Genomic DNA, 25,899 nt, shown 5'->3' with positions numbered 1-25,899 from the left:
CGCTTCGTTCTGTTTCGTAGGGCGCGTCGTGCGCACCGTCCGGTTACGCCTAGCGCAATTTCAGCGTCGCCAGGCCCGCCAGCACCAGTACCACGGTGATGATCCAGAAACGCACGATTACCCGCGGTTCCGGCCAGCCTTTCAATTCAAAATGGTGGTGCAGTGGCGCCATGCGGAAGAGGCGCTTGCCGGTCAGTTTGAACGACGCCACCTGCAGGATCACCGAGACGGTCTCCATCACGAAGACACCGCCCATGATGAACAGCACGATTTCGTGGCGTGTGATCACGGCGATGATGCCCAGTGCCGCACCCAGCGCCAGCGCACCCACATCGCCCATGAAAACCTGGGCCGGGTAGGTGTTGAACCACAGGAACCCGAGCCCGGCCCCGCACAGCGCGGCGCAGAAGACCGCCAGCTCGCCGGCGCCGGTGATCGACGGTATATGCAGGTAGGTGGCGAACTCCACGTGCCCGGCCAGGTAGGCAATCACACCCAGCGCACCGCCCACCATCACCGTGGGCATGATCGCCAGGCCGTCGAGGCCGTCGGTCAGGTTGACCGCGTTGCTCGAGCCCACCACCACGAAATAGGTCAGCAGGATAAAGAACACCGGCCCCAGGTCGATGGCGATATCCTTGAAAAATGGCACGAAGAACTGGGTCTCCGCCGGGCTGGCGGCGGTTGCGTATAGGTAGAGGGCCGCCCCCATCCCGGCGACGGACTGCCACAGGTATTTCCAGCGCGCGATCAGGCCGCGCGGATTCTTGTGCACGACTTTTTTATAGTCGTCGACAAAGCCCACGGCACCGAATATGAAAGTCACCAGTAGTGTCACCCAGACGAAACGGTTGCTCAGGTCGGACCAGAGCAGTGCCGAGGAAAAAATGGCCGCGAGTATCAGGGTGCCGCCCATGGTAGGCGTGCCGGATTTGCTCAGGTGGGTCTGCGGGCCGTCGTCGCGCACCGCCTGGCCCACCTGCAACTGGTTCAGCCAGGTGATCATGCGCGGGCCCACGATCAGGGAAATGCCCAGCGCGGTCAGCGATGCCAGAATGGCGCGCACCGTCAGGTAGTTGAACACTGCAAAAGTGCTCACATGTTGTTGTAATAGTTCTGCCAGCCAGAGCAGCATCGTTTTACCTCTCAGTCGTTCCCGTCATCTGTAGTGGGTGCATCCTCGGTGAGTGCCTGCACTACCAGTTCCATTTGAGCACTGCGGGAACCTTTCACCAGCACCGTGGTGTTGTCATTCAGTTCGCGGGCCAGCGCCGCGATCAGCGACTCCCGGTCCCGGAAATTGTTCAGCGGCAGATGCCGCCCTGCGCCGAAGGCGGCACTGGCAGCGCTGCCCAGCGGGCCCAGGGTAAACAGCGCATCCAGCCCGCGCTGGCGCGCCAGCTCGCCGATCTGCCGGTGCATTTCCTCTGCATCCGCGCCCAGTTCCGCCATATCGCCCAGCGCCAGGATTTTCTTGCCGCGGCGCTGCGCCAGCAGATCGATCGCCGCCGCCACGGAACCCGGGTTGGCGTTGTAGCTGTCGTCGATCACGGTGGCGCCCCCGGCGGCGCGATGCTCCTGCATGCGGCCCTTTACGCCGGCCACCAAATCCAGGCCACTGGCGATTTCCGCCGCGGGCACACCGGCGGCGAAGGCGCAGCCGGCGGCGACCAACGCGTTGTGCACATTGTGTTCGCCGAGCAACTGCAGTTTGACCCGGTGGGTCAGTTCCTCGATCACCAGGTCGAAGGTCGGGCGGCCCTCCGCATCCAGTTCGATATTGTCCGTGTGGATGGCGCAGTCGTGCCCCAGCCCCACGTCCAGGCGGTGTATCCCCTCCGGCAGGCGATCGCGCCAGTAGTTCGCGTAGTTGTCGTCGGCATTGATGACCGCAGTACCGCCGGCCTCGAGGCCGGTGTAGATCTGGCCCTTGGCCGCGGCAATCGCATCCACGGAGCCGAAGCCCTCCACGTGCGCCGGCATCACGTTGTTGACGGCACTCACCTGCGGCTTGCCGATACCGCACAGGTAGCCGATTTCATCCGGGCCACTGGCGCCCATCTCCAGAATCAGCACATCGTGATCCGGCTCCAGGCCGAACAGTGTCATGGGCAGGCCGAACTGGTTGTTCAGGTTGCCATGGGTCACGCAGGGCTTGTGGCGCTGGCCGAAGATGGCGGCGAGCATTTCCTTGACCGAGGTCTTGCCGCTGGAACCAGTGATCGCGATGACGCGGCCATTGAACTGCTCGCGGCACAGTTGGCCGATCTGGCCCAGCGCCACGGTGGTGTCCGGCACGCGCCACTGCGGCAGTGCGCAGTCGGGAATTTCGCGATCCACCACCAGCCCCCGTACTTTCCCTTCCAGGTCGGCGACAAAGTCGTGCGCGTCGAATTTCTCTCCCTTCAGGGCGACGAATACCGCCTGTTCGTCCAGCGCGCGTGTATCCGTGCACACATGTTCGAACGACACCGGACCGCCCACCAGCTCACCGCCGAAACGACCTTGCAGCTGTTGCAGGGAGAGGGGACTGATCATTCCGCTTCCCCCCCGACGCGATCGGCGCGCTTGCGCAGCGCGACCGCAGCCTGTTCGCGATCGCAGAAATGAATTTTTTCCGCGCCGATGATCTGGTAATCCTCGTGGCCCTTGCCCGCGATCAGCACGATATCGCCGGGCTCGGCAGCGTCGACGGCGCGGGCGATGGCCGCCGCGCGATCGATTTCCACTTCGATATTGCTCGCGGCGCCCTCGACGATATCGTCGATGATTTTCTGCGGCTCCTCGCCGCGCGGGTTGTCACTGGTGGCGATGGCGCGGTCGGCCATTTCCGAGGCGATGCGCCCCATGGGGGCGCGCTTGCCGGTATCGCGATCGCCGCCGCAGCCGAACACGCACCAGAGCCTGCCGCTGCAATAGGGGCGCGCCGCCGCCAGGGCCGCGCGCAGCGCCTCCGGCGTGTGGGCATAGTCCACCAGCACGCTTACCTCGCCCTCTGCGCCATCCACCTTCACCCGTTCCATACGGCCGGGCACCGGCTTGATGTCCGGGAAGACCTCGAGAATCTCCTCGAACGGCATACCACCGGAGGCCGCCGCGGCGACCACCGCCAGCGCATTGTGAATATTGAAATCGCCGATCAGCGGTGCCCGCAGTTCGCCGTCGCCCCAGGGCGATGTTAGCTGTACCGAAAAGCCGCTGTCGTGGCGCTGCAGGTCGGTCACGTGCAGGTCGCCGGCCTGCAGGCCGTAGGTGATCACCCGCAGGCCGCGGATTTTGCAGCGCTCCGCCAGTTGGCCACCGAAGGGGTCATCCAGGTTGATCACACCGCGCTTCAGCTTCGGCAGGCCGAACAGTTTTTCCTTGGCGGCGCCGTAGGCAGCCATATTGCCGTGGTAATCCAGGTGATCCCGCGACAGGTTGGTAAAGATGGCGGTATCGAAAATCAGGCCGTGTACCCGCCCCTGCGCCAGCGCGTGGGAGGACACTTCCATCGCCGCGGCGGTCACGCCGCGATCGCGGAAGTCGGCGTATTCCGCCTGCAGGCGCACCGGGTCCGGTGTGGTGAGCCCGGTTTCATGCAGTTCGATGTCACCGTCTTTCCAGATACCGTTGCCGATGGTGCCCATCACGCCGGCGGAATCGAAATGCCGCGCCAGCAGTTGCGCCGTCAGGTAGGCACAGGTGGACTTGCCGTTGGTGCCGGTCACACCCACCAGGTAGATGCCTTCGCTGGGATTGCCGTAAAAGCGCGCGGCGATTTCCCCCACGCGCTTCGCCAGGCCGGGCACACTGACCACCTCGACGCCCTCGCGGGTGTCGCACTGCAGTCGGTCGCCGTCCGCCAGCACCGCACCAGCACCGGCGGCGATGGCCGCGTCGACAAATTCGCGCCCGTCCACCACGCTGCCGCGCAGGGCCATGAAGACATCGCCCGGTTTGACCAGGCGGCTGTCGAGCGCCACGCCGGATACCGCCACGTCGGGAATGCCGGCGTAGCCGGGAACCAGTTCCTGCAGGGACACTTTCCGTCGGGATTGTGGGTGTCGAGTCACGATTCGCTACCTCTCTCGCTCAACTGCACTGCCAGCTGCTGTTCCGCCGATTCCACTTCCGTGGGCGGCACCTGCAGCAGGCGCATGGCGCCGGCCATGACCGATCCGAACACCGGTGCGGCCACTTCGCCACCGTAATATTTGGCCTGGCGGGGATCGTCGATCACCACCACTGCCGCCAGGCGCGGCCGGTCGGCGGGAATAAAGCCGGCAAACACGGAGCGGTAGCGGTTGTCGACGTAACCCTCGCTGCCCACCTTGTGTACCGTGCCGGTCTTGCCGGCGACACGGTAGCCTTCCACGTCGGCCCGCTTGCCGGTACCGCGGGGGCCGATGACGGTTTCCAGCATCGTCGTCACTTCCCGCGCCAGTGGCGCTTCGACCACCTGCTGCGGCTCGGTGTCGGCTTTGTTGTCGCTCAAAACCAACGAAACCGGGCGTTTCAGCCCGGCGTTGGCAATCACACTGTAGGCCTGCGCAAGCTGCACGGCATTCACCGTCAAGCCGTAACCGAAGGCGAAGTTGGCCCGCTCGATGGGCTGCCAACGACTGCGACTGGGCAGGATTCCCGCCGCCTCGCCGGGAAAGCCGGTGCCGACCGTCTCGCCCAATCCCAGGCGGTAAAAGAGTCCGCGCACGTTATTTGGTTCCAGGTCCAAGGCAATTTTCGTGATGCCCACCTGGCTGGACTTGGTGATCACCTTGGTCAGGTCAATCACGCCGTAGTTGCGGTGATCGAGCAACGTCTTGCCGGGCACACGGATATAGCCCGGACTGGTGTCGACGGGGGTGTGCGGCCGATAGCGACCACTTTCCAACGCCGCCAGCGCGGTGATCGGCTTGACCGTGGAACCCGGCTCGAACTGGTCGATCAGTGCCCGGTTGCGCATCGCCGCCGCAGTCAGGCCGCGGCGGTTGTTCGGGTTGAAGGACGGCTGGTTGGCTATCGCCAGCACATCGCCGCTGCGGGTATCCAGGATCACCATAAAGCCGGAAGAGGCTTCGTTCTCGGCGACGGCATGCTTGAGTTCGCGATAGGCCAGGTACTGCAGCCGCAGGTCGATGGACAGGCGCAGGTCGCGCCCCGGTCGCGCCTCGCGCTTTACGGCCAGATCCTGCACGGTGCGCCCTTTCAGGTCCTTGACCACCTGTTGCGTGCCGGGCACGCCGGAGAGCCACTGGTCGTAGGCGAGCTCCATACCCTCCTGGCCGCGGTCGTCGATATTGGTGAAACCGAGCAGTTGCGCGGCAACTTCACCGGCCGGATAGAAGCGCCGGTATTCCTTCTTGCTGTAGACACCGGAGGTATCCAGTTCCAGCACTTTCTGCGCCTGCTCCGGCGCCAGGTGGCGGCGCAGGTACATGAACTCTTTGTCGCGATACTTTTCCAGTCGCCCGCTGAGGGCGGCCGGTTTCATCTCCAGTGCCGAGGCCAGTTGGCGCAACTCTCCCGCGCCGGCTTCGCGCAGCAGCCGCGGGTTGGCCCAGAGGCTGTGCACCGGGGTACTGACCGCCAGCAGCTCGCCGTTGCGATCGACGATGGAGCCGCGGTAGGCGGCGATCTCTTCGGTGCGGATGGTGCGCGCGTTGCCCTGGTCCTGCAGGAAGCGGTAACCCCGCTCTTCTTGCGGCAACACCTGCAGCCGCGCCAGGTGGAAAACCAGCGAGAGGGCGAGCAGGCACAACAGCAGCGCCACCAGCGCAAAGCGCCAGCGGGCGATACCCGGCTTGATCTGCTGTTTCTTGACTGCGCCCATGGCGCTCCCATCCCTATCGCTTTATCTGTTTGGACTATGTCGCCGTAGGAGCCTGCTTGCAGGCGAAGACCTCAGCGGCTCCGTTCTCTTCGCCTGCAAGCAGGCTCCTACGGCGGGCTCCGTTCAATCTTTTCGTTATTCCGCCGGCACCAGCACCCGCTCATCCGGCGACGGTACATGCATGTTCAGTTCGTCCCGCGCCACCTTTTCGATGCGGCTGTAGGCCGACCAGGCGCCCTTTTCCAGCAGCAGGCGCTCCTGTTCGAAGCGCAGTTCATCGCGGATTTTCTGCGCTTCCACCAGCTCGGCGGTCAGCGCGCGGCTGCGCTGTGTGGTGTGGACCACCGCCAGTGCCGAGGCGATGGTGCCGAGCCACAGGGCGGCTACCAGCAATGTTCGTTTGCCTCTCATAGGCGCCTACTCTTTTGCAACGCAGGTTCTGGAGACGAAGTCCCCGGCGGCACAAGGCGCACCCCGCTACGGCTCCCCGAAACCCGAGTTTGTAACCGGCGGTTTAACGGCTTCTTCACCGCTATCCGCCAATCGCTCAACACTTCTCGGCGACCCGCATCACGGCGCTGCGCGAGCGCAGGTTTTCGTCCACCTCGACGTCGTTCGCCTTGATCGCCTTGCCCACCGAGCGCAGCGGCCTGACGATCTCGGTGTCCATCACCGGCAGGCCGCGCGGCAGTTTGGGGCCGCGTTCCTTTTCGCGGATAAACCGCTTCACCAGGCGGTCCTCCAGCGAGTGGAAGCTGATCACCACCAGCCGACCGCCGGGGGCCAGCAGTTGCAGCGACTTCTCCAGCGCCTGCTTCAGGTCGTCCAGCTCTCCATTGATATGGATGCGGATTGCCTGGAATACCCGTGTCGCCGGGTGCTTGCCCTTTTCCCAGGCGGGATTGGCTGCCTTGACCACTTCCGCCAGATCGAGGGTGCGCTCGAACGGCTTTTCTGCACGGCGGCGCACGATGGCGCCGGCCATGCGACGGGCGAAACGCTCTTCGCCGTACTCTTTGAAAACCCTGACGAGTTCCGCTTCCGACTCGCTGTTGACCCATTCCGCCGCACTAATGCCGCGGCTGGTATCCATGCGCATATCCAGCGGGCCATCCTGCCGGAAGCTGAAACCGCGCTCGGCCCGGTCCAGTTGCGGCGAGGAGACACCCAGGTCCAGCAATATGCCGGTCACCTGTCCGACCCTGTCCGCGGCGGCCTCGTCCATATCGGCAAAGGAGCCGTGCCAGATCGAGAAGCGCCCGTCGCCGGCAAAGCGCTCGCGGGCGTAATCCACTGCTTCCGGATCCTTGTCCACCCCCAGCAGTTCGCCGCCCTCGCCCAGCCTTTCCAGTATCACCGCACTGTGGCCGCCGCGACCGAAGGTGCCGTCGATATAAAAACCGCCCGGGTCGGTAACCAGGGCGTCCGCGGCCTCGCGCAATAACACACTGCGATGCAGTTCCTGAGACACCCTTTTTACCTTCTCCTTTATGTGCTGACCTCCGCCCCCTTCTTTCGGGGTTCGGGGCGGCCCTGCTGCCAGCGGCTGTTTGCGGGACACGCTGTGAATACATCCCTGTACGCTCTCCACGGCCATCCATGGCCGCAGAAGGTCCCGCAAACAGCCGCTGGCAGCAGGGCCTTCGCATCGAACATCAACATTTCCCGAGACCATATTTCTCAAATCCCGGGCATTACAAAGAGAGCGAAGCCATCTCCTCCGGCATTTCACCCTCGCCTTCACTGTCGTCGAGCCAGGTCATCCAGCTCTCTTCGCTCCACAGTTCCAGCTTCTTGCCCTGCCCCACCAGCATCAGCTTTTTCTCCAGGTGGGCGTATTCCCGCAGAGTGGGCGGAATCAGCACGCGGCCGTTGCCGTCCACCTGCAGTTCACAGGCGTAACCGATCAACAGCCGCTGGGCGCGCCGCGCCACCTTGTTGAAACTGGAAAGCGCTTCAATCTTCGGAAGAATCTCCTGCCACTGGGGCTCTGGGTACACCAGCAGGCAGCGCTCTTCGGTATGGGCCGTTATCACCAGGCGCCCACCGCAATCCTCCAGCAGCGTGTCGCGGACCCGCGCCGGAATGGCCAGACGCCCCTTGGCGTCCATATTGATTGCGTGGCTGCCTAGATACACTTTTTGTCCAAGTGCGTTGTTTGCAAATGCGCAGGTAAAAACGCTGCCGGCGCGCCGATTCAAACGAGAGATCTATTGGCGGATTTTTATACGGATCTGTGCGCGATTTTCATCGTCGCGGTGTAAACACCCACTCACGACCATCAACAAACCACTCAGACCCACAAAATTCCACTTTTCTCCACTTCCGACACTATAAATCTGGCCCGCTTAAAGTCAAGGAAATCGCCGGCAAAGAGCGGCGAACTCCCAGTAACTTCGCGGCCTCCAGCGCTGAACAGGAAATAGACAGGCGTTTTTTACAGCGGTATTTGCAAAGCTGAGCAAGTACTTACTTATTCAACCTGAGAAGTTACTTTAAGTTCCGAGGGAATGCGACTGAAATGAATGGTGTTAGCGAACACTGATACCGATTAGGGCAGCTGGCGCGGTTTGCGGCGGGGAACACTCATGGAAGACGGGGCCGGGGGCCCGACTTGTCAGCTTTTGGGCAAGCCAGTATCGTTCCGGGCCGATCAATTGCGACAAGGAGCGTTTCATGAAGAAACTATCACTGACCGCCGCACTGCTGGCACTCACCCTGGGCCTGCCAGCGCACGCCGACACCGTGATCACCCCGGCAAACCTGGAAAAGCTGCAGGCGGCCTCCCCGGAAATCGCGCCGCTCCTGCAGGAATCCTCCCTCGCCTCGGAATCGGAGTCCGACGAAAACAAACCCGTGTCTGAGGCAGACCGCTGTGACCTGGAGAAAAGGCAGGCCTTCATCAGGGAAAAACTGCAGAAGCACGATGTCTACGACTCGGTCGACGCCATCGCCAGGAAGCACGGCCTGGACAGTGCGGAGCAGTACGCCGTGTACCTGCAGGCCACCATGGCCGGCTTCTCCGCCGGCATGAAGCAGACAATGATGCAGAATCTTGCGCAGCGGGCACCGGAAGCGGCTGAAGAGATGGAAGCCCAGTTCAGGGAGGACTTCCCCTGCGTCGGGAAGGACGACCTGAGTGCAGCGGCCGAACACAAGGCAGAGATCAACCAGTTGATGCAGGCCTTTGCCGCGGCGGCCCAGCCGCAACAGCCATAAAGACGCTCCCCGCACAGCTCCCCTCTCCCATCGGGAGAGGGGCCGGGGGAGAGGGGACCGGAAGGCCCGGTGGTTCCCCAGCCCCCTTGTTGGACTTCGCTGCACTCACTCCAACCTGCGCCGGTCGTCAAACCGACGGGGAAAATCTGTCGAGCTGGCCTGTAAGCCGGGTTCTGTCGGGCGGCGGACCGCCCGCGACAATCATTCATCTGGGATGCCTGTCACCAGACACCTCAAGCGACCTACCCGCCCCCGGTGCGGGTCACACCTGTAGAGGGCCTATTTGGTCTTGCTCCGGACGGGGTTTACCGTGCCGCGGACTGTTGCCAGCCGCGCGGTGCGCTCTTACCGCACCCTTTCACCCTTACCTGTGCTCCCTAAGAAGCCATCGGCGGTCTGCTCTCTGCTGCACTTTCCGTAGGCTCGCGCCTCCCAGGCGTTACCTGGCGTCCCACCCTGTGGAGCCCGGACTTTCCTCCACTCCCCCGAAGGGAAACAGCGATTGTCCGGCCAGCTCGGCGGCGGAGATTAATTGGCCGGGCCGGGGAAGGCAAGGAGTATTTGGCAGTTAGTGGCCAGCTCGCGGTCGGGCACTCTCAGATCAGGTCGCGGGGTATTTCCACGTCCCAGTTGTCGGAGTAGACGCGCTTCCTGCCCTCGTAGGCATCCAGTTCGGCGTGAATACGGAAATGCGAGGGCGTGGAATCGAGCACCGTGCGGGTCACCGTGTAGATATTCCAATCACCCCGGCGAAAGCCCCACTCCCACAGTGTCTCGCCCTCCGGCGAGGTGTAGTCGTCTCCCCGGTAGCTGTACCACTCCAGCGTCTTTCGCTGCATGTGCAGGTTCACCGGCTCGATATGGACGATGCCGTCGTCGTTGATCACTTCCAGGGTGGAGATATCCGTCTCCAGGTCCCGGATCACGCGCCATTTGTGCTGTCCCTCGCGAACCATCCGCACCGCCGCGGGCCGTGCCCCCTCCGGCGGCGGGAAAGCGATGGCCTCATCCTCGGTATCCCGTCGCGGGCGCTCGGGCAGCAGCAACCGGCTGGCACCGGTGAAGATGGTCAGCCGCACCGGCTCCGGGGCCGGCCAGGCCAGGGGGAAATAGGAGGTGGAGATCGACAGCCGCAGTCGGTTGCCCACGGGGAAGGCATGGCCGATATCGTTGAGGTGCAGCCGCACACGGTAGCGCCTGCCCGGCTCCAGCGGTCGCGGATTTTCCGAGCCATCGCGGTGGGTGAGGTTGAGCAGGCCGTAGGTCACCCGGGTCACCTTGTCGTCGGGGGCCACATCGGAAAGGCGCACGGCCAGCATCGCCACCGGGCGATCCGCGGCCAGCGTCAGTTCCAGCCGCGCGGCGCCGAGGATCTCCAGGGGCTTTGTCAGTCTGGCAGAGTCGAACACCAGGGCACCGCCGTCTTCCTCGCGCTGGTCGTGGGGCAGGTCCGGGGTGGCGGCGTAGGAGCACCACTTGCCGGCGAAGAGGCCCACGGAAAGCGGCGATTGGATGGTCATCATCGCCTCGTCCACCTCGGTGTGGGGCCACTCCAGGGTGCCGGGGCTGGCCAGTATCAGCGGGCGCTCGCGGATATTGGGCGAGGGCCAGTCGGGCTCGCCCACCCAGCGGCCGGGGCGCTGCTCGTAATAGGTGGTGGGGGGCTGGTGATCCTGCATCCAGGCCCGCAGCATGGGCTCCTCCATGATGCCGGTCTCGCGGCCCTTCAGCCATTTGTCCCACCAGCGCAGACACTCCTGCAGGAAGCCGATGGCGGGGCCCGGCACGCCCTGGTGGGGATACTTGTGGCTCCAGGGCCCCACCAGCCCCAGGCGAGGCACCCGCAGGTTGGCCAGCAGCCGGAAGACGGCGTTGGTATAGCCGTCCGCCCAGCCGGACACGGCCATGACCGGGCACCGGATGGCATCCCAGTCCTCACCGACCGAGCCGTGCTTCCAGTAGTCGTCCCGGCGCTGGTGGCGCAGCCACTTCTCCAGCCACAGGCCGCTGCCGCGCAGGCGCTGGAACCACAGGTCGCGCCACTGCTCGCCGACGATCTCCGGATCCGGCGGCAGGGCGTTGCAGGCGAACATGGTGGAGGCCCAGGACAGGTTGTCCCCCAGCAGGCAGCCGCCCATATGGTGGACGTCGTCCGCGTAGCGGTCGTCGGTGGAGGCCACGCTGACCACGGCCTTGAGTTCCGGGGGCCTGAGCGCGGCGATCTGCAGGCCGTTGAAGCCGCCCCAGGAGATACCGATCATGCCCACCCTGCCATTGCACCAGGGCTGTTCGGCGATCCAGCGTATGATTTCCAGGCCGTCGTCGAGCTCCCGCTGCAGGTATTCGTCCTCCAGCACGCCCTCGGAGTCGCCGCTGCCGCGGATATCCACCCGCACACAGGCGTAGCCACGGGCGGCAAACCAGGCGTGCATGATGTCGTCCCGGCTGCGGGTGCCGTCCCGCCGGCGGTAGGGAATGTACTCAAGGATGGCGGGCACCGGTTCGGCCTCGGCGTTCTCCGGCATCCAGATCCGCGCGGCCAGCCGGGTGCCGTCGCTTATCGGGATCTGGATGTACTCGATCTCGCGGAGCGGTTGCGGCAGGGGGTCGATGATCTTCACGCTTCCAGTCCCTCTTTGTCGATTTCCAGCGGCAGCTTTTCCACCAGCGCACGGTAGCGGCGCTCCAGTTCCCCGTGGTCGCGGCCACCCATGAAAATTACCGCCACCTCGTAGCTGTAGACCTCGTGGCCGCGCAGTTCGGACAGGCGGTCCCCCACCTTCACTTCCACCTGAATCCGCGTACCGGGGAACTCCGCCTCCAGTGCCCTGAGCTCGGCCTCGCCGGGAACCCGGGTGACGATTCCGTCCTCGAAGCGGCGCAGCATGAACTTGATCGCGACCCGGTGCTCGCCCTCCCAGCGGGGGAAATCCGGCCGGCGCCCCAGGGCAACATCCACCGCCACCTCGTGATGGGAGGCGCCGGCCAGGTCGGCGAACAGCGGGCAGTGGGATTTGGAGATGCGGGCGTTGACCTCCAGCAGCCCGATCCGGTCGCTGTCCCGGTCCCAGAAGTACTCGACATTGAAAGGGGTGTCGTCCAGGTCCAGGGCGGGAATGGCCCGCTCGGTGATGGCCACCATCCGCGCCCTGACCGCCTCCGGCAGGCGGGAGGGAAACTCGTAGCGGCTCAGGGAGGAATCGAGCGGTCCCTCGCGAACGGAATCCACGGTGCCGTAGACCACCACCTCGCCATGCTGGATATAGCCCTCCTGCGTGCACTGCCAACCGTCGATGGGCTTTTCCAGAACACAGTGGTTGGCCTCTATCTCCGCAGGAATGTCCGCCGGTATCCGGGCCAGTTCCATCAACCGGGCAAAGGGCTCGCCAAAGCGGCCGATGCCCCGCCGGATGCCCGACAGGGCGCGGTGCAGCTCCGCGGCGTCCGCCACCCGGTATACCATCTGCGAGGAGAAACCGATCACCGGCTTGATCCAGAAGGGAAAATCCAGCTCGACCCGGTGCTCCGCCTCCGGGTCGAACGGATCCAGGCTCTGGAAACGGGGCACGCTTTCGGGGATCACCTCCCTATGGCGCAGGCGGCTCCAGTATTTGTGATCCGCGATCAGGGTGGCGGCGAGACCCGGCCCCGGGAGGCGGAGATCCCGCCGGAAAACGGCCAGCAGCGCCGTGGTGGGGAAGTCCCAGTGACCGATGACGGCCTCCACCGGCACACCGGCAGCGGAGAGCTCCCGCCTCCCCTGCTCGATCATCTCGCCGATGGGATAGGTCTCGGGATTGACCACCATGTCGTAGGGCAGCAGGCCGTGGAAGCGGTAGTCCCCGGCGTTGCGGATGGTCCGCAACTGCCGGAGGTGGAAGTGATCCAGGCCGATGACAAAGACATGCGCGGTCATGCCAGGCTCCCGTGTCGATTGCTGGCGGCCCGCAAACGGGCCCCTCAATTAGTGGGCCGTGCGCAAAGTTCTGTAACAGTTCGCTGCGCCAAAGCGCCCAGCTCTGCGTTGAGAAAGCTCGAAACAGAACCACTATTCCAGCGCTTTCCCGCCTTGGTCTGGACGTTTTGGCTGGGCTCCTTTGTTACACAACTTTACGCACGGCCCACTAGGGAGATTAGTCGTTCGGCAGTGGTTGGGTGTCGGTGGTGGGTGGGGCTCGCCCCCGCGAACGGCTATTTCTGCTCCAGGCTCCAGTTGTACAGTGCCTTCTTGTTCACGCCGGTAATCTCCGCCGCGAGCGCCGCGGCGCGCTTCGGCGGCAGCTCGGCCATCAGCAGCTTCATGACCCGCTGCGCCTCGCCGTCCAGCTCGGCACTCGGGCGGCGGTCGGCGCCGCGCACCAGCAGCACTATCTCGCCGCGCTGCTGGTTGCGGTCGGCGCGCACCCATGCCGCCAGCTCCTCCAGCGGCGCCAGGTGGACCGTCTCGAACGCCTTGGAGATTTCCCGGGCGATCACCGCCTCGCGATCGCCGCCGAACACCGCTGCCATTGCATCCAGGGTATCGGCCACCCGGTGCGGGGCCTCGTAGAAAACCAGGGTGCGGTCATCGCTCGCGAGCCCCTGCAGCGCCTTTTCGCGCGCGCCGGATTTCGCCGGCAGGAAACCCTCGAAGCTGAAGCGATCGCTGGGCAGACCGGCGGCGCTGAGGGCCGCGACAAAGGCGCAGGCGCCGGGGATAGGCACCACGCGAATGCCGCGGCCGCGGGCCTCGCGCACCAGCCGATAGCCCGGGTCGGAAATCAACGGCGTACCGGCATCGGAGATCAATGCCACCGTCTGCCCCTGTTCCAGCTTCTGCAGTATCTGCCCGGTGCGCCTGTCGTCCGAGTGGTCATGGTAGGCCATCAGCGGCGTATCGATATCGAAATGGGAAAAAAGCCGCTGACTGTGACGCGTGTCCTCCGCCGCAACCAGATCGGCGCATTGTAGAACTTCAATGGCTCGCGGTACCATATCGGCCAGGTTACCAATGGGCGTGGCAACAATATAAAGCAGCGCCTGATCCGTCCCCATAGTGCACGACCCCATAATCAAGAGTTAAGTTTTGCGGGAGAAGAGTATGTCCGCCCTGTCCCGGCGCGCGACCCCGATTGTCACCCGAGTTGCGGCCGGCGCCCTGGCGCTGGCCCTGGCCGCCTGCCAGACCCAATCGCCGCAACCCGACCTGCAGATGCCGGTGGAAACCGGTTCCGAAACCGCCAGCCGCAGCGACGCCGTACGCCTGCTGCGCAGTGCCGAAACACTGCCGTCGCCGATGCGCGACGAGCAGCGCCTGCAGGCGGCCGCCATTCTATACGAGCTGGGGGATAACGCGACCGCCAGGGAAGCCGCTATCCAGGTCGAGCCGGAACACCTGGACGACGTGCAGTACGCCCGCTACGCACAGGTGTACGGCAACCTGCTGGCCGCCGAAGACGAATTCTTCCGCGCGCTCGACCTGGCCACGGCGCCGCGCCTCGACGCCACCTGGCCGCGGCTGCCCGCCGACACCGCCCTGCCCCTGCGCGACCTGCGCGCCGATCTCTGGGGGCTGCTGGGCGACCTCGACAGCGCCATTGCCGAGCGCCGGCAGATCGCCGATATGGCCGAGAGCGAAGAGGATATCGCCGCAAACAACGATGACTTCTGGCAACTGCTGACCCAGCTGCCGTCCAGCGAACTGCACCTGCGCGCCGACGAGAGTGTCGACACGCGGATGCGCGGCTGGTACCAGCTGGCCCTGCTGGGCCGCGACACCCAGACCGATATCAGCTCGCAGCTGACCGCCCTCAGCCGCTGGCGCCAGCAGTGGCCACACCACAGTGCCGCCAGCCATCCGCCGCAGGCATTGCGCCTGCTGGAACAACTGGCCGCCCAGCGCCCGGACCGCATCGCCCTGCTACTGCCGCTCTCCGGCCCGCTGGGCAGCGCCGGCCGCGCCATCCGCGACGGTTTCATGGCCGCCTACTACACGGCGCTGGACGCCGGCGCACCGGCCCCGGCGGTGCAGGTGTACGATACCGGCACCGACCAACCCTTCGAAGAGGTCTACCAGAGCGCCGTGGATACCGGTGCCCAGGCCATCGTCGGCCCGCTGGACAAGCGCAAGGTCGCCAACCTGCTGGCCACCGAGAAACTGCCGGTGCCCACACTGGCGCTGAACTACGCCCCGGATTCCGGTGACGACAGCGCCCGCCTCACCGACGACCTGGTGCAGTTCGGTCTCGCCATCGAGGACGAGGCGCGCCAGGTGGCCCGCCACGCCTACCGCCAGGGTCATCGCCAGGCGATGGTCCTGGCCACCGACGCCGGCTGGGGCCAGCGCGGTGCAAAGGCCTTCCGCGAGGAATGGGAGCGCCAGGGTGGCAGCGTCAGCATCATCCGCACCTTCTACGACAACAGCAATTTCTCGAAAATGGTCAGCGACGCGCTGCTGATCGAGGACAGCAAATCGCGCGAGGCGGCCCTGCGCCGCAAGCTTGCGGCGCCGCTGGAATTCACGCCACGCCGCCGCGGTGACGTGGACATGATCGTCACCCTGGCCCAGCCCGACCAGGCGCGCCAGATCAACCCGATGCTGACCTTCTTCTACGCCGGCGACCTGCCCATCTACGCCACTTCGCAGGTGTTCGAGGGGGATATCAACCGCACCCGTGACAGGGACATGAACGGCATTCACTTCACCGCGCTGCCCTGGCTGTTCGAGAAGGACAACCACACCAAAAAGAATATCGAGCAGCAGGCCTCGCCGGCGCCGGCCTTCGCCCGCCTCTACGCGCTCGGCGCCGATGCGTTCCGCCTGTATCCGCGGCTGCCGATGCTGCGCCAGTTCCCGCAACAGCAGGTGCACGGCCTGACCGGGGCCCTGAGCCTCGACGCCGGCGGCCGCATCGTGCGCGAGCAGATCTGGGCCCGCATCGACGAGGGATCGCCGGTTCCGGTCACCACCGCCGAGCCCCGCTCACCGGAGGAATCCGGGGAGCTCGAACTGACCGGGAACCGTGAAACTCTTTAGGCCCGCGGGCGAACTGGGCGCGCGCATGGAGGAATCCGCCGCGCGCCATCTGCAGCGGGCCGGCCTCAAAATCAAAGCCCGCAACTACCGCTGTCGCCACGGCGAGATCGACCTGATCGCGCGGGACGGCGACACACTGGTATTCGTGGAAGTGCGCTACCGCCGCAGCAGCCGCTACGGCTCCGCCAGCGCCACCGTGGACGCACGCAAACAACGCAAGCTGCTGGCCACCGCGGACAGCTACCTGCAACAACACAGACTCGATTGCCCCTGCCGCTTCGACGTGGTTGCCATAGAGGGCGATGCGGGGAATATCCAGTGGATCGAAAACGCCTTTGGCGCTCTGTAGGAGCTTGCCTGCAAGCGAACAGGCGAACCCCGGTAATTTTATATTGTCGCTCCGGTCGCCTATGAAATCATCAAGGAATCAATGGAACAGCGAGTCGTAACCCTATTTCACCGCAGCCTGGAAGCCACCATGAACGCCGGCGAACTGCTGGCGCCGCTGGTGGCCGAAGCCAGCGACATGATCGTGCACGCGCTGCTGGGGGAAAATAAACTGCTGCTGTGCGGCAACGGCGTCAGTGGCGCCCTGGCACAGAGCTTCTGCTCCCAGTTGCTGGGCGGCTTTGACCGCGAACGGCCCGGCCTGCCCGCCATGGCACTCTGCAGCGACGGCGTCACCATCGGTACCGTTGCGCGCAACCACGGCCGCGCGGAAACCTTCGCCAGGCCGGTGCGCACCCTGGGCCAACCCGGCGACCTGCTGGTGATTGTCAGCAGCGACGGCAACGACTCCAACCTGGTGCAGGCCATGCGCGCCGCGCGCGATCGCGATATGGGCATCCTCGCCCTGACCGGTGGCGAGGGCGGCGACTGTGCCGCGCTGCTGGATACGGACGATATTGAACTCCGCGTGCCGTCCGAAGTCGCAGCAGAGGTACACCAGGTGCATCTATTGACCATCTTCTGCCTGTGCGACCTGATCGACAACAGCCTGTTCGGTGGCTACGAGGACTGAACCCATGAGAAAAAAACCGATGACCAAACTCAACCGATTCTTTACCGCCCTGACCCTGAGCGCCGCCCTGGCCGGCTGCAGCACCGTGCTCGAAGCCACACACGACGGCCCCATCCAGCAGGACCCGGGGGAGCGCTCCTTCGGTACCTACATGGACGACCAGAAGATCGATACGGTCACCACGGTCAATATCAACAAGGCGCACCCGGACCTGAAAGCATCCAATATCGACGTCAATGTATTCAACGGTGTGGTATTGCTGACCGGCCAGATACAGGACAACGAAATGCGCCTGCTCGCCGGCCGCACCGCGCAACAGGTACAGAATGTGCGCCAGGTCTACAACGAGATCCAGGTGCGCGGCAATGTCTCCCTGCTCGCCAGCAGCAATGACGCCTGGCTGACCACCAAGGTAAAGAGTGTGCTGCTGGCCAACGATGAAGTCGACAGCGGCCGCATCAAGGTGATCACCGAGAACGGCGTGATCTACCTGATGGGCCTGCTGACCCGCGCCGAAGCCGAGCGCGCAGCGGAGGTTACCCGCAGCATCGGCGGCGTGCAGAAGGTGGTGAAGGCGGTGGAATATATCGACTGAGGACCGCCGGGACTCCCTAGCGTCATTCCGGCGAAGGCCGGAATCCAGGGCCGCACGCCGGGACTGGATACCGGCCTGCGCCGGTATGACGATTCCTTACTGCCAGACGGATCGCCCATAAAAAAACGGAGGCATTGCCTCCGTTTTTTGTGCCCGGGAGATTAACGCCGCGGGCGGCCGCCGCCCCGGCGCCCGCCCCCGCCGCGCTTGTCGCCACCGGGGCCGCTGCTGCGTTTTACCTTCACTTTGGGCGGCTCCGCCAGCAGTTCCTCCGGCGGCTGCTCGCAATTGAGCTTCTCGCCCAGCAGTTCCTGGATCGGCTCCAGGCGCATGGCGTCGTCCTCGCAGGCGAAGCTGATGGAGGTGCCGGTTTTGCCCGCGCGGCCGGTGCGGCCGATGCGGTGGACATAGTCCTCGGGCTCTTCCGGCAGGGTGAAGTTCACCACATGGCTGATACCGTCGATATGGATACCGCGGCCGGCCACGTCCGTGGCCACCAGCACCCGGGTCTTGCCGGACTTGAAATCGTCCAGGGTGCGCACGCGCTTGTTCTGGGGAATCTCACCGGACAGCAGGCCGGCGGGAATGCCGTGGGCGGTCAGGTTCTCGTGCAGGCGGCGGCACTGGTCGCGGCGATTGGCGAACACCAGCAGGCTCTCCACGGCGTCGCTCTGCAGGATGTTGTACAGCAGTGTGTACTTCTCCTCGCTCGCGGCCAGGTAGACATGCTGCTCGACACTGTCGGTGGCCACCCGCTCCGGCTCGATCTCGACGATGATCGGGTCCTCGGTCCACTGGTCCACCAGTGTGTCCACTTCCGGGGTGAAGGTGGCAGAAAAGAACATGGTCTGGCGATGGGTCTTGCGCGGTGTCTGGCGGACGATGCGGCGCACCTGGGGGATGAAGCCCATGTCCAGCATGCGGTCGGCCTCGTCGATCACCAGGATTTCCACCTGGTCCAGATAGCAATCGCGGTTGCCGACAAAATCCAGCAGGCGGCCGGGAGTTGCGACCAGAATATCCACCAGGCGCTCGTTCAGCCGGCGCTGCTGCTTCTGGTAGTCCATGCCGCCCACCAGCGTGTGAATCTCCAGGTCGGTGTACTTGCACAGGGCCTTGGCGTCGTCGGCGATCTGCATCACCAGCTCGCGGGTGGGGGCGATGATCAACGAGCGCGCCTCACCGGCGTAGCGCTCGCCCTCGAACGGATTCTTGAGCAGGTCGTCGATGATGGTGATCAGGAAAGCGGCAGTCTTGCCGGTGCCGGTCTGGGCCTTGCCCACCAGGTCGTGGCCGTTCAGCGTGTGCGGCAACGATCGGCCCTGGATCGGCGAGCAGTACTGGAAACCCTGGTCGTAGATGGCATGCATCAGGTCCAGCGGCAGGTCCAGGTCGTGGAAGCGTACCTTGCCCTCCTGTTCCGGCACCCGAAACTGGTCCAGGGACCAGGGCGCGCGCCCGGCGGCCGCCTTGCGACCCCTGCCCTTTCCGCCCCTGCTCCCATTGTCGCGACGAGGCCCGTTCCCGGCGGCCTCGTCCCGGCTCGCGGGTTGGGTGGATTTCTCCGGCGCGGAGGGGGACTTCCGGGATTCGTCTTCGTCGGTGGACCTGCGGAACAGCTTTCCTATCAAGTGAATACTCGCTCAAATGCTCAATCAATCGGCGAGTATACCACCTATAGGGTGACTGGCCCGAATGCTTATTTCCCCGGGTTGCGGGGCCGGTTCCGGGAGCCGATTGAACGGACCGGAAGCGCCATCCATAATTCAGCCCCTCTTTTCTTGCGATCCCGGTATCCTGCCAATGATCAAGCTGTACAGACGGGCCATCGCCACCGACCTCTCGCACCTGACCAACCTCGGCGGTCCGCTGGTGATCAGCAACCTGGCGGTCGTCAGCATGGGGGTCACCGACACCATCGTCGCCGGCCGCGCGGGCGAGGTGGACCTGGCCGGCCTGGCGCTGGGTTCCAGTGTCTGGGCCGTCTGTGCAGTCGCCATCATGGGGCTGCTGGCGGCGGTATCGCCAATCGTCGCCCACCTGCGCGGCGGCCGGGACGAGCGGGGAGCCGCCCGACAGCTGCAGCAGGCGCTGTGGATCGCGCTGGTGGGCGGACTGATCGTCGTCGGCGCCCTGCTGGCGGTGCCCTGGTGGAGCCAGTGGATCGACACCGAGGAACCGGTGCGCCGGGTGCTGGAGCAGTACCTGCTGGCACTGGCCACCGGCACCCTGCCCTTCGCCATGGGTACCGCGGCGCGGGGCTACTGCGAGGGGATGGGTCAGGTGCGGCCGGTGATGCGCATTTACCTGGCCGCGGCGGTTCTGAATATCCCGCTGGATATCGCCATGGTGTTCGGCGCCGGGCCGATTCCCGCCATGGGCGGTGCCGGCTGCGGCTGGGCCACGGCGCTGGTGAGCTGGTCCATCGCCGCCGCCCTCTTCTGGCACGCCGGTAACGACCCGGCCTACCGCGCCCTGCAACTGAAGGCGCTGCCACCCAGGCCCCACTGGCCGACCCAGCGCCACCTGCTGGCCGTGGGCCTGCCGATCTGTGTCGGCGCCGGCAGCGAGGTCACCTTCTTTGCCAGCCTGACGATTCTGCTGGCCCCCTACGGCGCCACCATTGTCGCCGCCCACCAGATAAGCCTGAATGTCGGCTCCATTTTTTACCTGGTGGCGCTGGCACTGGCACAGGCGCTGAGTATCCGCGTGGCGCAACTGCTGGGACAGGATCGGCCGAAACGCGCGCGCTTCGCCAGCCTGGTGGGGGTCGGCAGCGGCCTGCTCTACGCGCTCGCCTGCGGCCTGGTGCTGATCAGCCTGCGCTACCTGTTCGTGCAGCTCTACACCGGCAATGCGGATATCATTGCCGTGGCCGCCAACCTGCTGTTGCTGTGCGCAGCCTTCCAACTGGTGGACGTGGCCCAGGCCATGGCCTGGGGCGCGCTGCGGGGCTACCGGGATACCCGCGTGCCCATGTACCTGCAGCTCTTTTCCTACTGGCTGGTGGGGCTGACTTCCGCCTACTGGCTGGGGGAAACCCTCTGGGGTGTCTACGGCTACTGGACCGGTATCTGTATCGGCCTGGGCGTGGCGTCGATCCTGCTGGGCCTACGCCTTTGGCGCACCAGTCGCAAAACGCTGTTGCGGACCTGATCCCAATTCGTCGACGGGATACAAAACCCCCGGAACGCATTGGCTATAATCGCGTCGTATTTTCCTACTCGGGTTCGGTTTCGGGAACCTGTGCGGGGTGCCGTTAGTAGGCACTTCCCGTGCCGAACAACCTGAGTTTCCATTTCCCTACCTGGAGTCATCGCATGCATTTGCGCTCGTCCCTGAGCCCCACCCGCCAGAGCCTGTGTCTCACCCTGTTACTGGCCGCAGCCCCGGTATTTGCCTGGACAGAGAGCGGCGAGGAGCCGCAGGAGACAGTCGCCGCGCAGGGGGAAGAAGAAACCCGGGAGGAGCGGGCGCCGAAAACAGAGCAACCGACCGCAAACGGGGAGAGCACCGAGAACAAGCCGGTCCCCAAAGCGGAAAACCTGGAACTGGATCAGCCACTGGAGGAAGTGGCACAGACGCCCGCGGACACGACCGCTGAAACGGAAACTGCGGAAAAACCGGATATCGCGGAAGGACAGCCGATACCGCGGGCGGAAAACCTCGAACTGGATCAGCCGGTGATGGAAGACAAAGAGGCACAACCGGAAAAGCCCACGGCCGATGCCGGCACGGACACGGAGAAGGGAAAACAGGAAGAACCTGCGCCGGAAACCCGCAAGCCCCTGCGCCTGCTCGGCGCCGAAGTGCCCCCCGCCACCTCCACCCGCCTGGCCTGGTCGCCGAGCCAGCATTTCGAGGGCGTCTACAGTCCCACCGCAGTGCTGGTGGTCAACGGTGCCCAACCGGGGCCGACCCTGTGCATGACCGCGGCGATCCACGGCGACGAACTGAACGGGATCGAGACGGTGCGCCGGGTGATGTACAACCTGGACAAGGACAAGCTGCACGGCGCCGTGATCGGTGTGCCCATCGTCAACCTGCAGGGCTTCCACCGCGGCTCCCGCTACCTGACCGACCGCCGCGACCTGAACCGCCACTTCCCCGGGCATCCGGAAGGCTCTTCCGCCTCGCGTATCGCCTATTCGTTTTTCAACGAGGTAATCGAACACTGCAACGCGGTGGTGGACCTGCACACCGGCTCTTTCTACCGCACCAACCTGCCACAACTGCGCGCCGACCTCCACGACCCCAAGGTGGTCAAACTGACCAAGGGCTTCGGCTCCACCGTGGTGCTGCACAGCGACGGCGCCGAGGGCACGCTGCGGCGCGCCGCGGTGGAGGCCGGCATTCCCACCGTCACCCTCGAGGCCGGTGCGCCCATGGTGCTGGACGAGCGCTCCGTCAGCCACAGCGTCAAGGGCATCCGCACCCTGCTGAACCAGCTGGACATGGTGAGCAAATTCCGCCTCTGGGGCGACCCGGAACCCGTCTACTACAACTCTACCTGGCAGCGAGCCACCACCGGCGGCATCATTTTCAGTGAAGTGGAGCTGGGCGAGTCGGTGCGCGAGGGCGACCTGCTGGGCACCATCACCAACCCGATCACCAATGTGCGCAAGGAAATCCGTTCCGAGCACGACGGCCGCGTTCTCGGCATGGCGATGAACCAGGTGGTACAACCGGGCTTTGCCGCCTACCACATCGGTATCCGGGCACCGCAAGAACAGATCAGCCCGCCGGCGGAAGTGACCGCGGAAAGCGAGCCGGAGGACAAGCCGCAACAACCGCAGCCCGGGGAAGACGGCGATGACACCGAACCGGAAAGCACTGCCCCCGAGGCGCCGCCTACCGACGAGGGCCCGCCGGACGTCGAGGCGCATGATGCGGACAGTGATGACGAGTGACGGAAATCCAATATCAAATGACGGGAGTCGCCGATGTGGCTCTTTGATGTTGGCTATTTATTTTTTGATGTTTGACAACGGCCTAGCGTAATGCGCTCCCGGTTGCCGTAGTCGTTGCGGCTCTCGATATCCTGAAAGCCGGCGGCGGCGAAAATTTTTCGCACTGCCCCGGCCTGCTGCCAGCCGTGCTCGACCAGCAGCCAGCCTCCCTCTTCCAGGAAGTGCAGGCTTTCATGCGCAATCCGCTCGATATCGGCCAACCCCTCGCGGTCGGCAACCAGTGCCGACCTGGGTTCGAAACGCACATCACCCTGCGCCAGGTGCGGATCGGCGGCATCGATGTAGGGCGGGTTGCTGACGACCAGGTCAAACTGTTGCGGCGCTATCTGCGCAAACCAGTCGCTCTGTAGGATCTCCACATTGTCGAACCCCAGCGCACGGCGATTCTCTTCCGCCAGCGCAACCGCATCCGCGGATTTCTCCGCGGCGAGAATCCGCCAGCCGGGCCTTTCGCTCGCCAGCGCCAGCGCGATGGCGCCGCTGCCGGTGCCCAGGTCCAGCGCGCGCCGTTTTTCTCCGGGGCAGAGTTCCAGCGCGGTTTCCACCAGCAGTTCGGTATCCGGGCGCGGGATCAGGGTGGAGGCATCGACTTTCAACGGCAGCGACCAGAATTCCCGCTCGCCGACCAGGTGCGCCACCGGCTCGCCGCTTTTGCGGCGCTCGAACAGGGCGTCGAAACGGCGCTGCTCCTCTCCTCTCAATTCATACTCGGGCCAGGTGTAGAGCCAGGTACGATCGCGGCCGATGCTGTGGGCGAGCAGCAGTTCGGTATCGAGGCGGGCGCTGTCGCTGTGGGTGAGTTCGGGGCTGCGGTGAAGATTCTGTTTGACGGTGGCCATATCAGACGCCCTCTCCCCCGGCCCCTCTCCCGGAGGGAGAGGGGAGAAAATCGTTACTGTCCCAGCGCCGCGAGCTGGTCCGCTTGGTGCTCGGTGCGCAGCGGTTCGATCACTTCCCCGAGCCCGCCCTGCATGACTTCGTCGAGTTTGTACAGGGTCAGGCCGATGCGGTGGTCAGTGACGCGGCCCTGGGGGAAGTTGTAGGTGCGGATGCGTTCGGAGCGGTCGCCGCTACCCACCAGGCTTTTGCGCGCGTCGGAAATCTCCCGGGCCGCGGCGGCCTCCTGTTCGCTGGAGAGCCTGGCCTGCAGCAGCGCCAGGGCCTTGGCGCGATTCTTGTGCTGGGAGCGTTCGTCCTGGCACTCCACCACGATGCCGGTAGGCACATGGGTGAGGCGCACGGCGGAATCCGTCTTGTTCACGTGCTGGCCGCCAGCGCCGGAGGCGCGGTAGGTATCGATGCGCAGATCCGCCTTGCCAATCTCCACGGCATCGCGCTCGTCCGGTTCCGGCATCACCGCCACGGTGCAGGCAGAGGTGTGGATGCGGCCCTGGGATTCGGTCTCCGGCACCCGCTGCACCCGGTGGGCGCCGGATTCGAATTTCAGCCGCGCGTAGACGTCCTCGCCGGACACGCGGGTAATGAGCTCTTTGTAGCCGCCGTGTTCGCCCTCGTTCTCGCTGATCACCTCGATGCGCCAGCCCTGCTTTTCGGCGTAGCGGGAGTACATGCGGAAGAGGTCGCCGGAGAAGATGGCCGCCTCGTCGCCGCCGGTGCCGGCGCGGATTTCCAGGAAGACATTCTTGCGGTCGTTGGGATCCTTCGGCAACAACAGGGCCTGCAGTTCGCGCTCCAGCGGCTCCAGTTGTTCTTCCGCCTCGCGCAGTTCCTCCTGCGCCATCTCGCGCATGTCCGCGTCGCTCTCGTCGAGCATTTCCCGCGCCGCGGTCATATCCTCCTGCAGCTGTCTGTAACGGCCGTAGCATTTGACCACTTCCTCCAGCTCGGAGAATTCGCGGGACAGGTCGCGGAACTGGCCCTGGTCGCCGATCACATCCGGATCGCCGAGCAGCGCCGAGACCTCCTCGTGGCGCTCCACCAGGTTTTCCAGTTTGTTCAGTAGCGAGTCTTTCATCTATTCTTTTTCTCTGATTCTGTTTCGGCGGGCGGCTCCAGGCCGACGATTTCCCGCGCCAGGCGCAGCCGCTCCGGGTCGTCCCCGGCGGTGGCGCGCTTCAGGTTGACCGTGGGTGCATGGATCAGCTTGTTGGTCAGCGAGCGCGCCAGTTGCTCCAGCAGGCGCCGCGGGTCCCCACCCTTATCCAGTTGCTGCAGCGCCCGTTCCAGTTCGCCGTCGCTGATATCCTGGGCCCTTTCGCGAAAGTTGCGAATGGTGTCCACGGCGCCCCGGGAGCGGCGCCACTGCATGAATTCGGTAGCGGCCCTGTCGACGATCTCGCGGGCCGCCTCCGCGGCCTTTTCCCGCGAGCGGCGACCCTCGTCGATCACACCCCGCAGGTCGTCGACGGTGTACAGGTAGATATCGTCCAACTGGCCCACCTGGGGTTCGATATCCCGCGGCACGGCGATATCGACCATGAACACTGGGCTGTGGCGGCGCTCTCTCAGCGCCGACTCCACCGCGCCCTTGCCGAGGATCGGCAGCTGGCTGGCGGTGGAGCTGATGACGATATCCGCCCGCGGCAGGTATTCCGGGGTATCCGCCAGCAGAATGGGTTCGGCGCCGAAATTCTCCGCCAGCTGTTGGGCGCGATCCAGTGTGCGGTTGGCGACAATCAGCTTCTCGATCCCCTGCTCCAGCAGGTGGCGCGCCACCAATTCGATGGTCTCGCCGGCGCCGATCAGCAGTGCCGTCTGCTTGCCCAGGTCGGTAAAGATGCGCGATGCCAGGGATACGGCGGCATAGGCCACGGACACCGGATTCTCGCCGATGGCGGTCTCGGAGCGCACTTTCTTGGCCACTGCGAACACCTGCTGGAAAACGCTGTGCAACAGGCTGCCGACACTGCCGCTTTCGCGCGCCACCGCGTAGGCGGACTTGATCTGGCCCAGTATCTGCGGCTCGCCGAGGACCAGCGAGTCGAGCCCGCAGGCCACCCGCATCATATGGCGCACGGCGGCCTCGCCGGTGTAGCTGTAGCTGCTGCTCTCGAGCTGTTCCCGCGACACCCCGTGGTACCCGGCCAGCCAGTCCAGCAGCCGCTCCGGCGCCACCTCGCCGTAGATTTCGGTGCGGTTGCAGGTAGAGAGAATGGCCAGTTCCGGGCAGGCCAGCGCCCGGCGCGCCTCTGCCAGGGCAGCGGGCATCACTTCGGGGGCAAACGCCACCCGCTCGCGCACCTCGATCGGCGCGCTGTCGTGATTGATACCCAGGGCGAGGATTGGCATAGATTCCTGTCGGCGTTC

At 65.0% G+C, this 25,899-nt stretch carries 21 protein-coding genes and 1 other RNA gene; 7 read left to right on the top strand and 15 right to left on the bottom strand.

The window, feature by feature from the left end:
* Positions 1-49: 49 nt before the first annotated feature.
* The 7 genes from mraY to mraZ form a co-directional block, all read right to left on the bottom strand.
* Positions 50-1,135, bottom strand: a complete 1,086-nt coding sequence (gene mraY / locus OQE62_RS03465; RefSeq protein ID WP_265720601.1) for a phospho-N-acetylmuramoyl-pentapeptide-transferase — start codon at positions 1,133-1,135, stop codon at positions 50-52.
* Between the two features lie 11 nt (positions 1,136-1,146).
* On the bottom strand, positions 1,147-2,538 hold the full coding sequence (locus OQE62_RS03460; protein WP_265720600.1) for a UDP-N-acetylmuramoyl-tripeptide--D-alanyl-D-alanine ligase: 1,392 nt from the start codon (positions 2,536-2,538) through the stop codon (positions 1,147-1,149).
* Positions 2,535-4,055 (bottom strand): UDP-N-acetylmuramoyl-L-alanyl-D-glutamate--2,6-diaminopimelate ligase, encoded by a 1,521-nt coding sequence (locus tag OQE62_RS03455; RefSeq protein WP_265720599.1) that lies wholly within the window; start codon positions 4,053-4,055, stop codon positions 2,535-2,537. Before OQE62_RS03455 ends, OQE62_RS03460 begins: the two co-directional genes overlap by 4 nt.
* On the bottom strand, positions 4,052-5,812 hold the full coding sequence (locus OQE62_RS03450; RefSeq protein ID WP_265720598.1) for a peptidoglycan D,D-transpeptidase FtsI family protein: 1,761 nt from the start codon (positions 5,810-5,812) through the stop codon (positions 4,052-4,054). The genes OQE62_RS03455 and OQE62_RS03450 overlap by 4 nt, the downstream gene beginning before the upstream one ends.
* A gap of 135 nt (positions 5,813-5,947) precedes the next feature.
* On the bottom strand, positions 5,948-6,223 hold the full coding sequence (gene ftsL / locus OQE62_RS03445; RefSeq protein ID WP_265720597.1) for a cell division protein FtsL: 276 nt from the start codon (positions 6,221-6,223) through the stop codon (positions 5,948-5,950).
* 136 nt (positions 6,224-6,359) lie between these two features.
* The gene (gene rsmH / locus OQE62_RS03440; RefSeq protein WP_265720596.1) at positions 6,360-7,283 is read right to left on the bottom strand and encodes a 16S rRNA (cytosine(1402)-N(4))-methyltransferase RsmH; all 924 of its coding nucleotides are present in this window, start codon (positions 7,281-7,283) and stop codon (positions 6,360-6,362) included.
* Between the two features lie 223 nt (positions 7,284-7,506).
* A complete protein-coding gene (mraZ, locus tag OQE62_RS03435; protein WP_265720595.1) occupies positions 7,507-7,950 on the bottom strand; it encodes a division/cell wall cluster transcriptional repressor MraZ in 444 nt (147 codons plus the stop codon).
* A 538-nt stretch (positions 7,951-8,488) separates the two neighbouring features.
* Here mraZ and OQE62_RS03430 point away from each other — a divergent pair.
* Positions 8,489-9,031 (top strand): hypothetical protein, encoded by a 543-nt coding sequence (locus OQE62_RS03430; protein WP_265720594.1) that lies wholly within the window; start codon positions 8,489-8,491, stop codon positions 9,029-9,031.
* A 146-nt stretch (positions 9,032-9,177) separates the two neighbouring features.
* Here the strand turns inward: OQE62_RS03430 and rnpB are convergent.
* The 4 genes from rnpB to rsmI form a co-directional block, all read right to left on the bottom strand.
* An RNA gene (gene rnpB, locus OQE62_RS03425) (RNase P RNA component class A) lies at positions 9,178-9,549 on the bottom strand.
* A gap of 78 nt (positions 9,550-9,627) precedes the next feature.
* The gene (locus OQE62_RS03420; protein ID WP_265720593.1) at positions 9,628-11,652 is read right to left on the bottom strand and encodes a CocE/NonD family hydrolase; all 2,025 of its coding nucleotides are present in this window, start codon (positions 11,650-11,652) and stop codon (positions 9,628-9,630) included.
* On the bottom strand, positions 11,649-12,947 hold the full coding sequence (locus tag OQE62_RS03415) for an ATP-grasp domain-containing protein (protein WP_265720592.1): 1,299 nt from the start codon (positions 12,945-12,947) through the stop codon (positions 11,649-11,651). Before OQE62_RS03415 ends, OQE62_RS03420 begins: the two co-directional genes overlap by 4 nt.
* 275 nt (positions 12,948-13,222) lie before the next feature.
* Positions 13,223-14,065, bottom strand: a complete 843-nt coding sequence (gene rsmI, locus OQE62_RS03410; RefSeq protein ID WP_265720591.1) for a 16S rRNA (cytidine(1402)-2'-O)-methyltransferase — start codon at positions 14,063-14,065, stop codon at positions 13,223-13,225.
* 46 nt (positions 14,066-14,111) lie between these two features.
* On the opposite strand from rsmI, the gene OQE62_RS03405 reads away from it, so the two are divergent.
* From OQE62_RS03405 to OQE62_RS03390, 4 genes are all read left to right on the top strand, one after another.
* Positions 14,112-16,046 carry a penicillin-binding protein activator gene (locus OQE62_RS03405; RefSeq protein ID WP_265720590.1) on the top strand — a complete coding sequence of 645 codons (1,935 nt, stop codon included), beginning with the start codon at positions 14,112-14,114 and terminating at the stop codon, positions 16,044-16,046.
* Entirely contained in the window at positions 16,033-16,395 is a 363-nt protein-coding gene (locus OQE62_RS03400; RefSeq protein ID WP_265720589.1) for a YraN family protein, read from the top strand. The genes OQE62_RS03405 and OQE62_RS03400 overlap by 14 nt, the downstream gene beginning before the upstream one ends.
* 81 nt (positions 16,396-16,476) lie before the next feature.
* Positions 16,477-17,067, top strand: a complete 591-nt coding sequence (locus tag OQE62_RS03395; RefSeq protein ID WP_265720588.1) for an SIS domain-containing protein — start codon at positions 16,477-16,479, stop codon at positions 17,065-17,067.
* A gap of 19 nt (positions 17,068-17,086) precedes the next feature.
* The gene (locus tag OQE62_RS03390; protein WP_265720587.1) at positions 17,087-17,662 is read left to right on the top strand and encodes a BON domain-containing protein; all 576 of its coding nucleotides are present in this window, start codon (positions 17,087-17,089) and stop codon (positions 17,660-17,662) included.
* A 161-nt stretch (positions 17,663-17,823) separates the two neighbouring features.
* On the opposite strand, the gene rhlB is transcribed toward OQE62_RS03390, so the two are convergent.
* Complete coding sequence (gene rhlB / locus OQE62_RS03385) at positions 17,824-19,293, bottom strand: ATP-dependent RNA helicase RhlB (RefSeq protein ID WP_265720586.1); 1,470 nt, start codon at positions 19,291-19,293, stop codon at positions 17,824-17,826.
* Between the two features lie 172 nt (positions 19,294-19,465).
* Between rhlB and OQE62_RS03380 the strand changes: the two genes are divergently transcribed.
* Entirely contained in the window at positions 19,466-20,818 is a 1,353-nt protein-coding gene (locus OQE62_RS03380) for an MATE family efflux transporter (protein ID WP_265720585.1), read from the top strand.
* A 164-nt stretch (positions 20,819-20,982) separates the two neighbouring features.
* Positions 20,983-22,572: a succinylglutamate desuccinylase/aspartoacylase family protein gene (locus OQE62_RS03375; protein WP_265720584.1), complete on the top strand. Its 1,590-nt coding sequence runs from the start codon at positions 20,983-20,985 to the stop codon at positions 22,570-22,572.
* A gap of 53 nt (positions 22,573-22,625) precedes the next feature.
* Here the strand turns inward: OQE62_RS03375 and prmC are convergent, their stop codons facing one another.
* The 3 genes from prmC to hemA are packed head-to-tail and all read right to left on the bottom strand — an operon-like array spanning position 22,626 to position 25,881.
* Positions 22,626-23,471, bottom strand: a complete 846-nt coding sequence (gene prmC, locus OQE62_RS03370) for a peptide chain release factor N(5)-glutamine methyltransferase (RefSeq protein ID WP_265720583.1) — start codon at positions 23,469-23,471, stop codon at positions 22,626-22,628.
* 53 nt (positions 23,472-23,524) lie between these two features.
* On the bottom strand, positions 23,525-24,607 hold the full coding sequence (gene prfA, locus OQE62_RS03365; RefSeq protein ID WP_265720582.1) for a peptide chain release factor 1: 1,083 nt from the start codon (positions 24,605-24,607) through the stop codon (positions 23,525-23,527).
* On the bottom strand, positions 24,604-25,881 hold the full coding sequence (hemA, locus tag OQE62_RS03360) for a glutamyl-tRNA reductase (RefSeq protein WP_265720581.1): 1,278 nt from the start codon (positions 25,879-25,881) through the stop codon (positions 24,604-24,606). The genes prfA and hemA overlap by 4 nt, the downstream gene beginning before the upstream one ends.
* Positions 25,882-25,899 lie beyond the last annotated feature (18 nt).

This window comes from Microbulbifer halophilus (genome assembly GCF_026183675.1).
Classification (GTDB): Bacteria; Pseudomonadota; Gammaproteobacteria; order Pseudomonadales; family Cellvibrionaceae; genus Microbulbifer; species Microbulbifer halophilus.
The sequence above is the reverse complement of the archived record's forward strand: the minus strand, read 5'-3'. Positions and strand labels throughout refer to the sequence as shown.

What these genes read in the sequence shown, in the direction of transcription:
- mraY (WP_265720601.1), bottom strand. Translation starts at nt 1,135, where the DNA reads ATGCTGCTCTGGCTGGCAGAACTATTACAACAACATGTGAGCACTTTT.
- OQE62_RS03460 (WP_265720600.1), bottom strand. Translation starts at nt 2,538, where the DNA reads ATGATCAGTCCCCTCTCCCTGCAACAGCTGCAAGGTCGTTTCGGCGGT.
- OQE62_RS03450 (WP_265720598.1), bottom strand. Translation starts at nt 5,812, where the DNA reads ATGGGCGCAGTCAAGAAACAGCAGATCAAGCCGGGTATCGCCCGCTGG.
- ftsL (WP_265720597.1), bottom strand. Translation starts at nt 6,223, where the DNA reads ATGAGAGGCAAACGAACATTGCTGGTAGCCGCCCTGTGGCTCGGCACC.
- OQE62_RS03430 (WP_265720594.1), top strand. Translation starts at nt 8,489, where the DNA reads ATGAAGAAACTATCACTGACCGCCGCACTGCTGGCACTCACCCTGGGC.
- OQE62_RS03415 (WP_265720592.1), bottom strand. Translation starts at nt 12,947, where the DNA reads ATGACCGCGCATGTCTTTGTCATCGGCCTGGATCACTTCCACCTCCGG.
- rsmI (WP_265720591.1), bottom strand. Translation starts at nt 14,065, where the DNA reads ATGGGGACGGATCAGGCGCTGCTTTATATTGTTGCCACGCCCATTGGT.
- OQE62_RS03405 (WP_265720590.1), top strand. Translation starts at nt 14,112, where the DNA reads ATGTCCGCCCTGTCCCGGCGCGCGACCCCGATTGTCACCCGAGTTGCG.
- OQE62_RS03395 (WP_265720588.1), top strand. Translation starts at nt 16,477, where the DNA reads ATGGAACAGCGAGTCGTAACCCTATTTCACCGCAGCCTGGAAGCCACC.
- OQE62_RS03390 (WP_265720587.1), top strand. Translation starts at nt 17,087, where the DNA reads ATGACCAAACTCAACCGATTCTTTACCGCCCTGACCCTGAGCGCCGCC.
- OQE62_RS03380 (WP_265720585.1), top strand. Translation starts at nt 19,466, where the DNA reads ATGATCAAGCTGTACAGACGGGCCATCGCCACCGACCTCTCGCACCTG.
- OQE62_RS03375 (WP_265720584.1), top strand. Translation starts at nt 20,983, where the DNA reads ATGCATTTGCGCTCGTCCCTGAGCCCCACCCGCCAGAGCCTGTGTCTC.
- prmC (WP_265720583.1), bottom strand. Translation starts at nt 23,471, where the DNA reads ATGGCCACCGTCAAACAGAATCTTCACCGCAGCCCCGAACTCACCCAC.
- prfA (WP_265720582.1), bottom strand. Translation starts at nt 24,607, where the DNA reads ATGAAAGACTCGCTACTGAACAAACTGGAAAACCTGGTGGAGCGCCAC.
- hemA (WP_265720581.1), bottom strand. Translation starts at nt 25,881, where the DNA reads ATGCCAATCCTCGCCCTGGGTATCAATCACGACAGCGCGCCGATCGAG.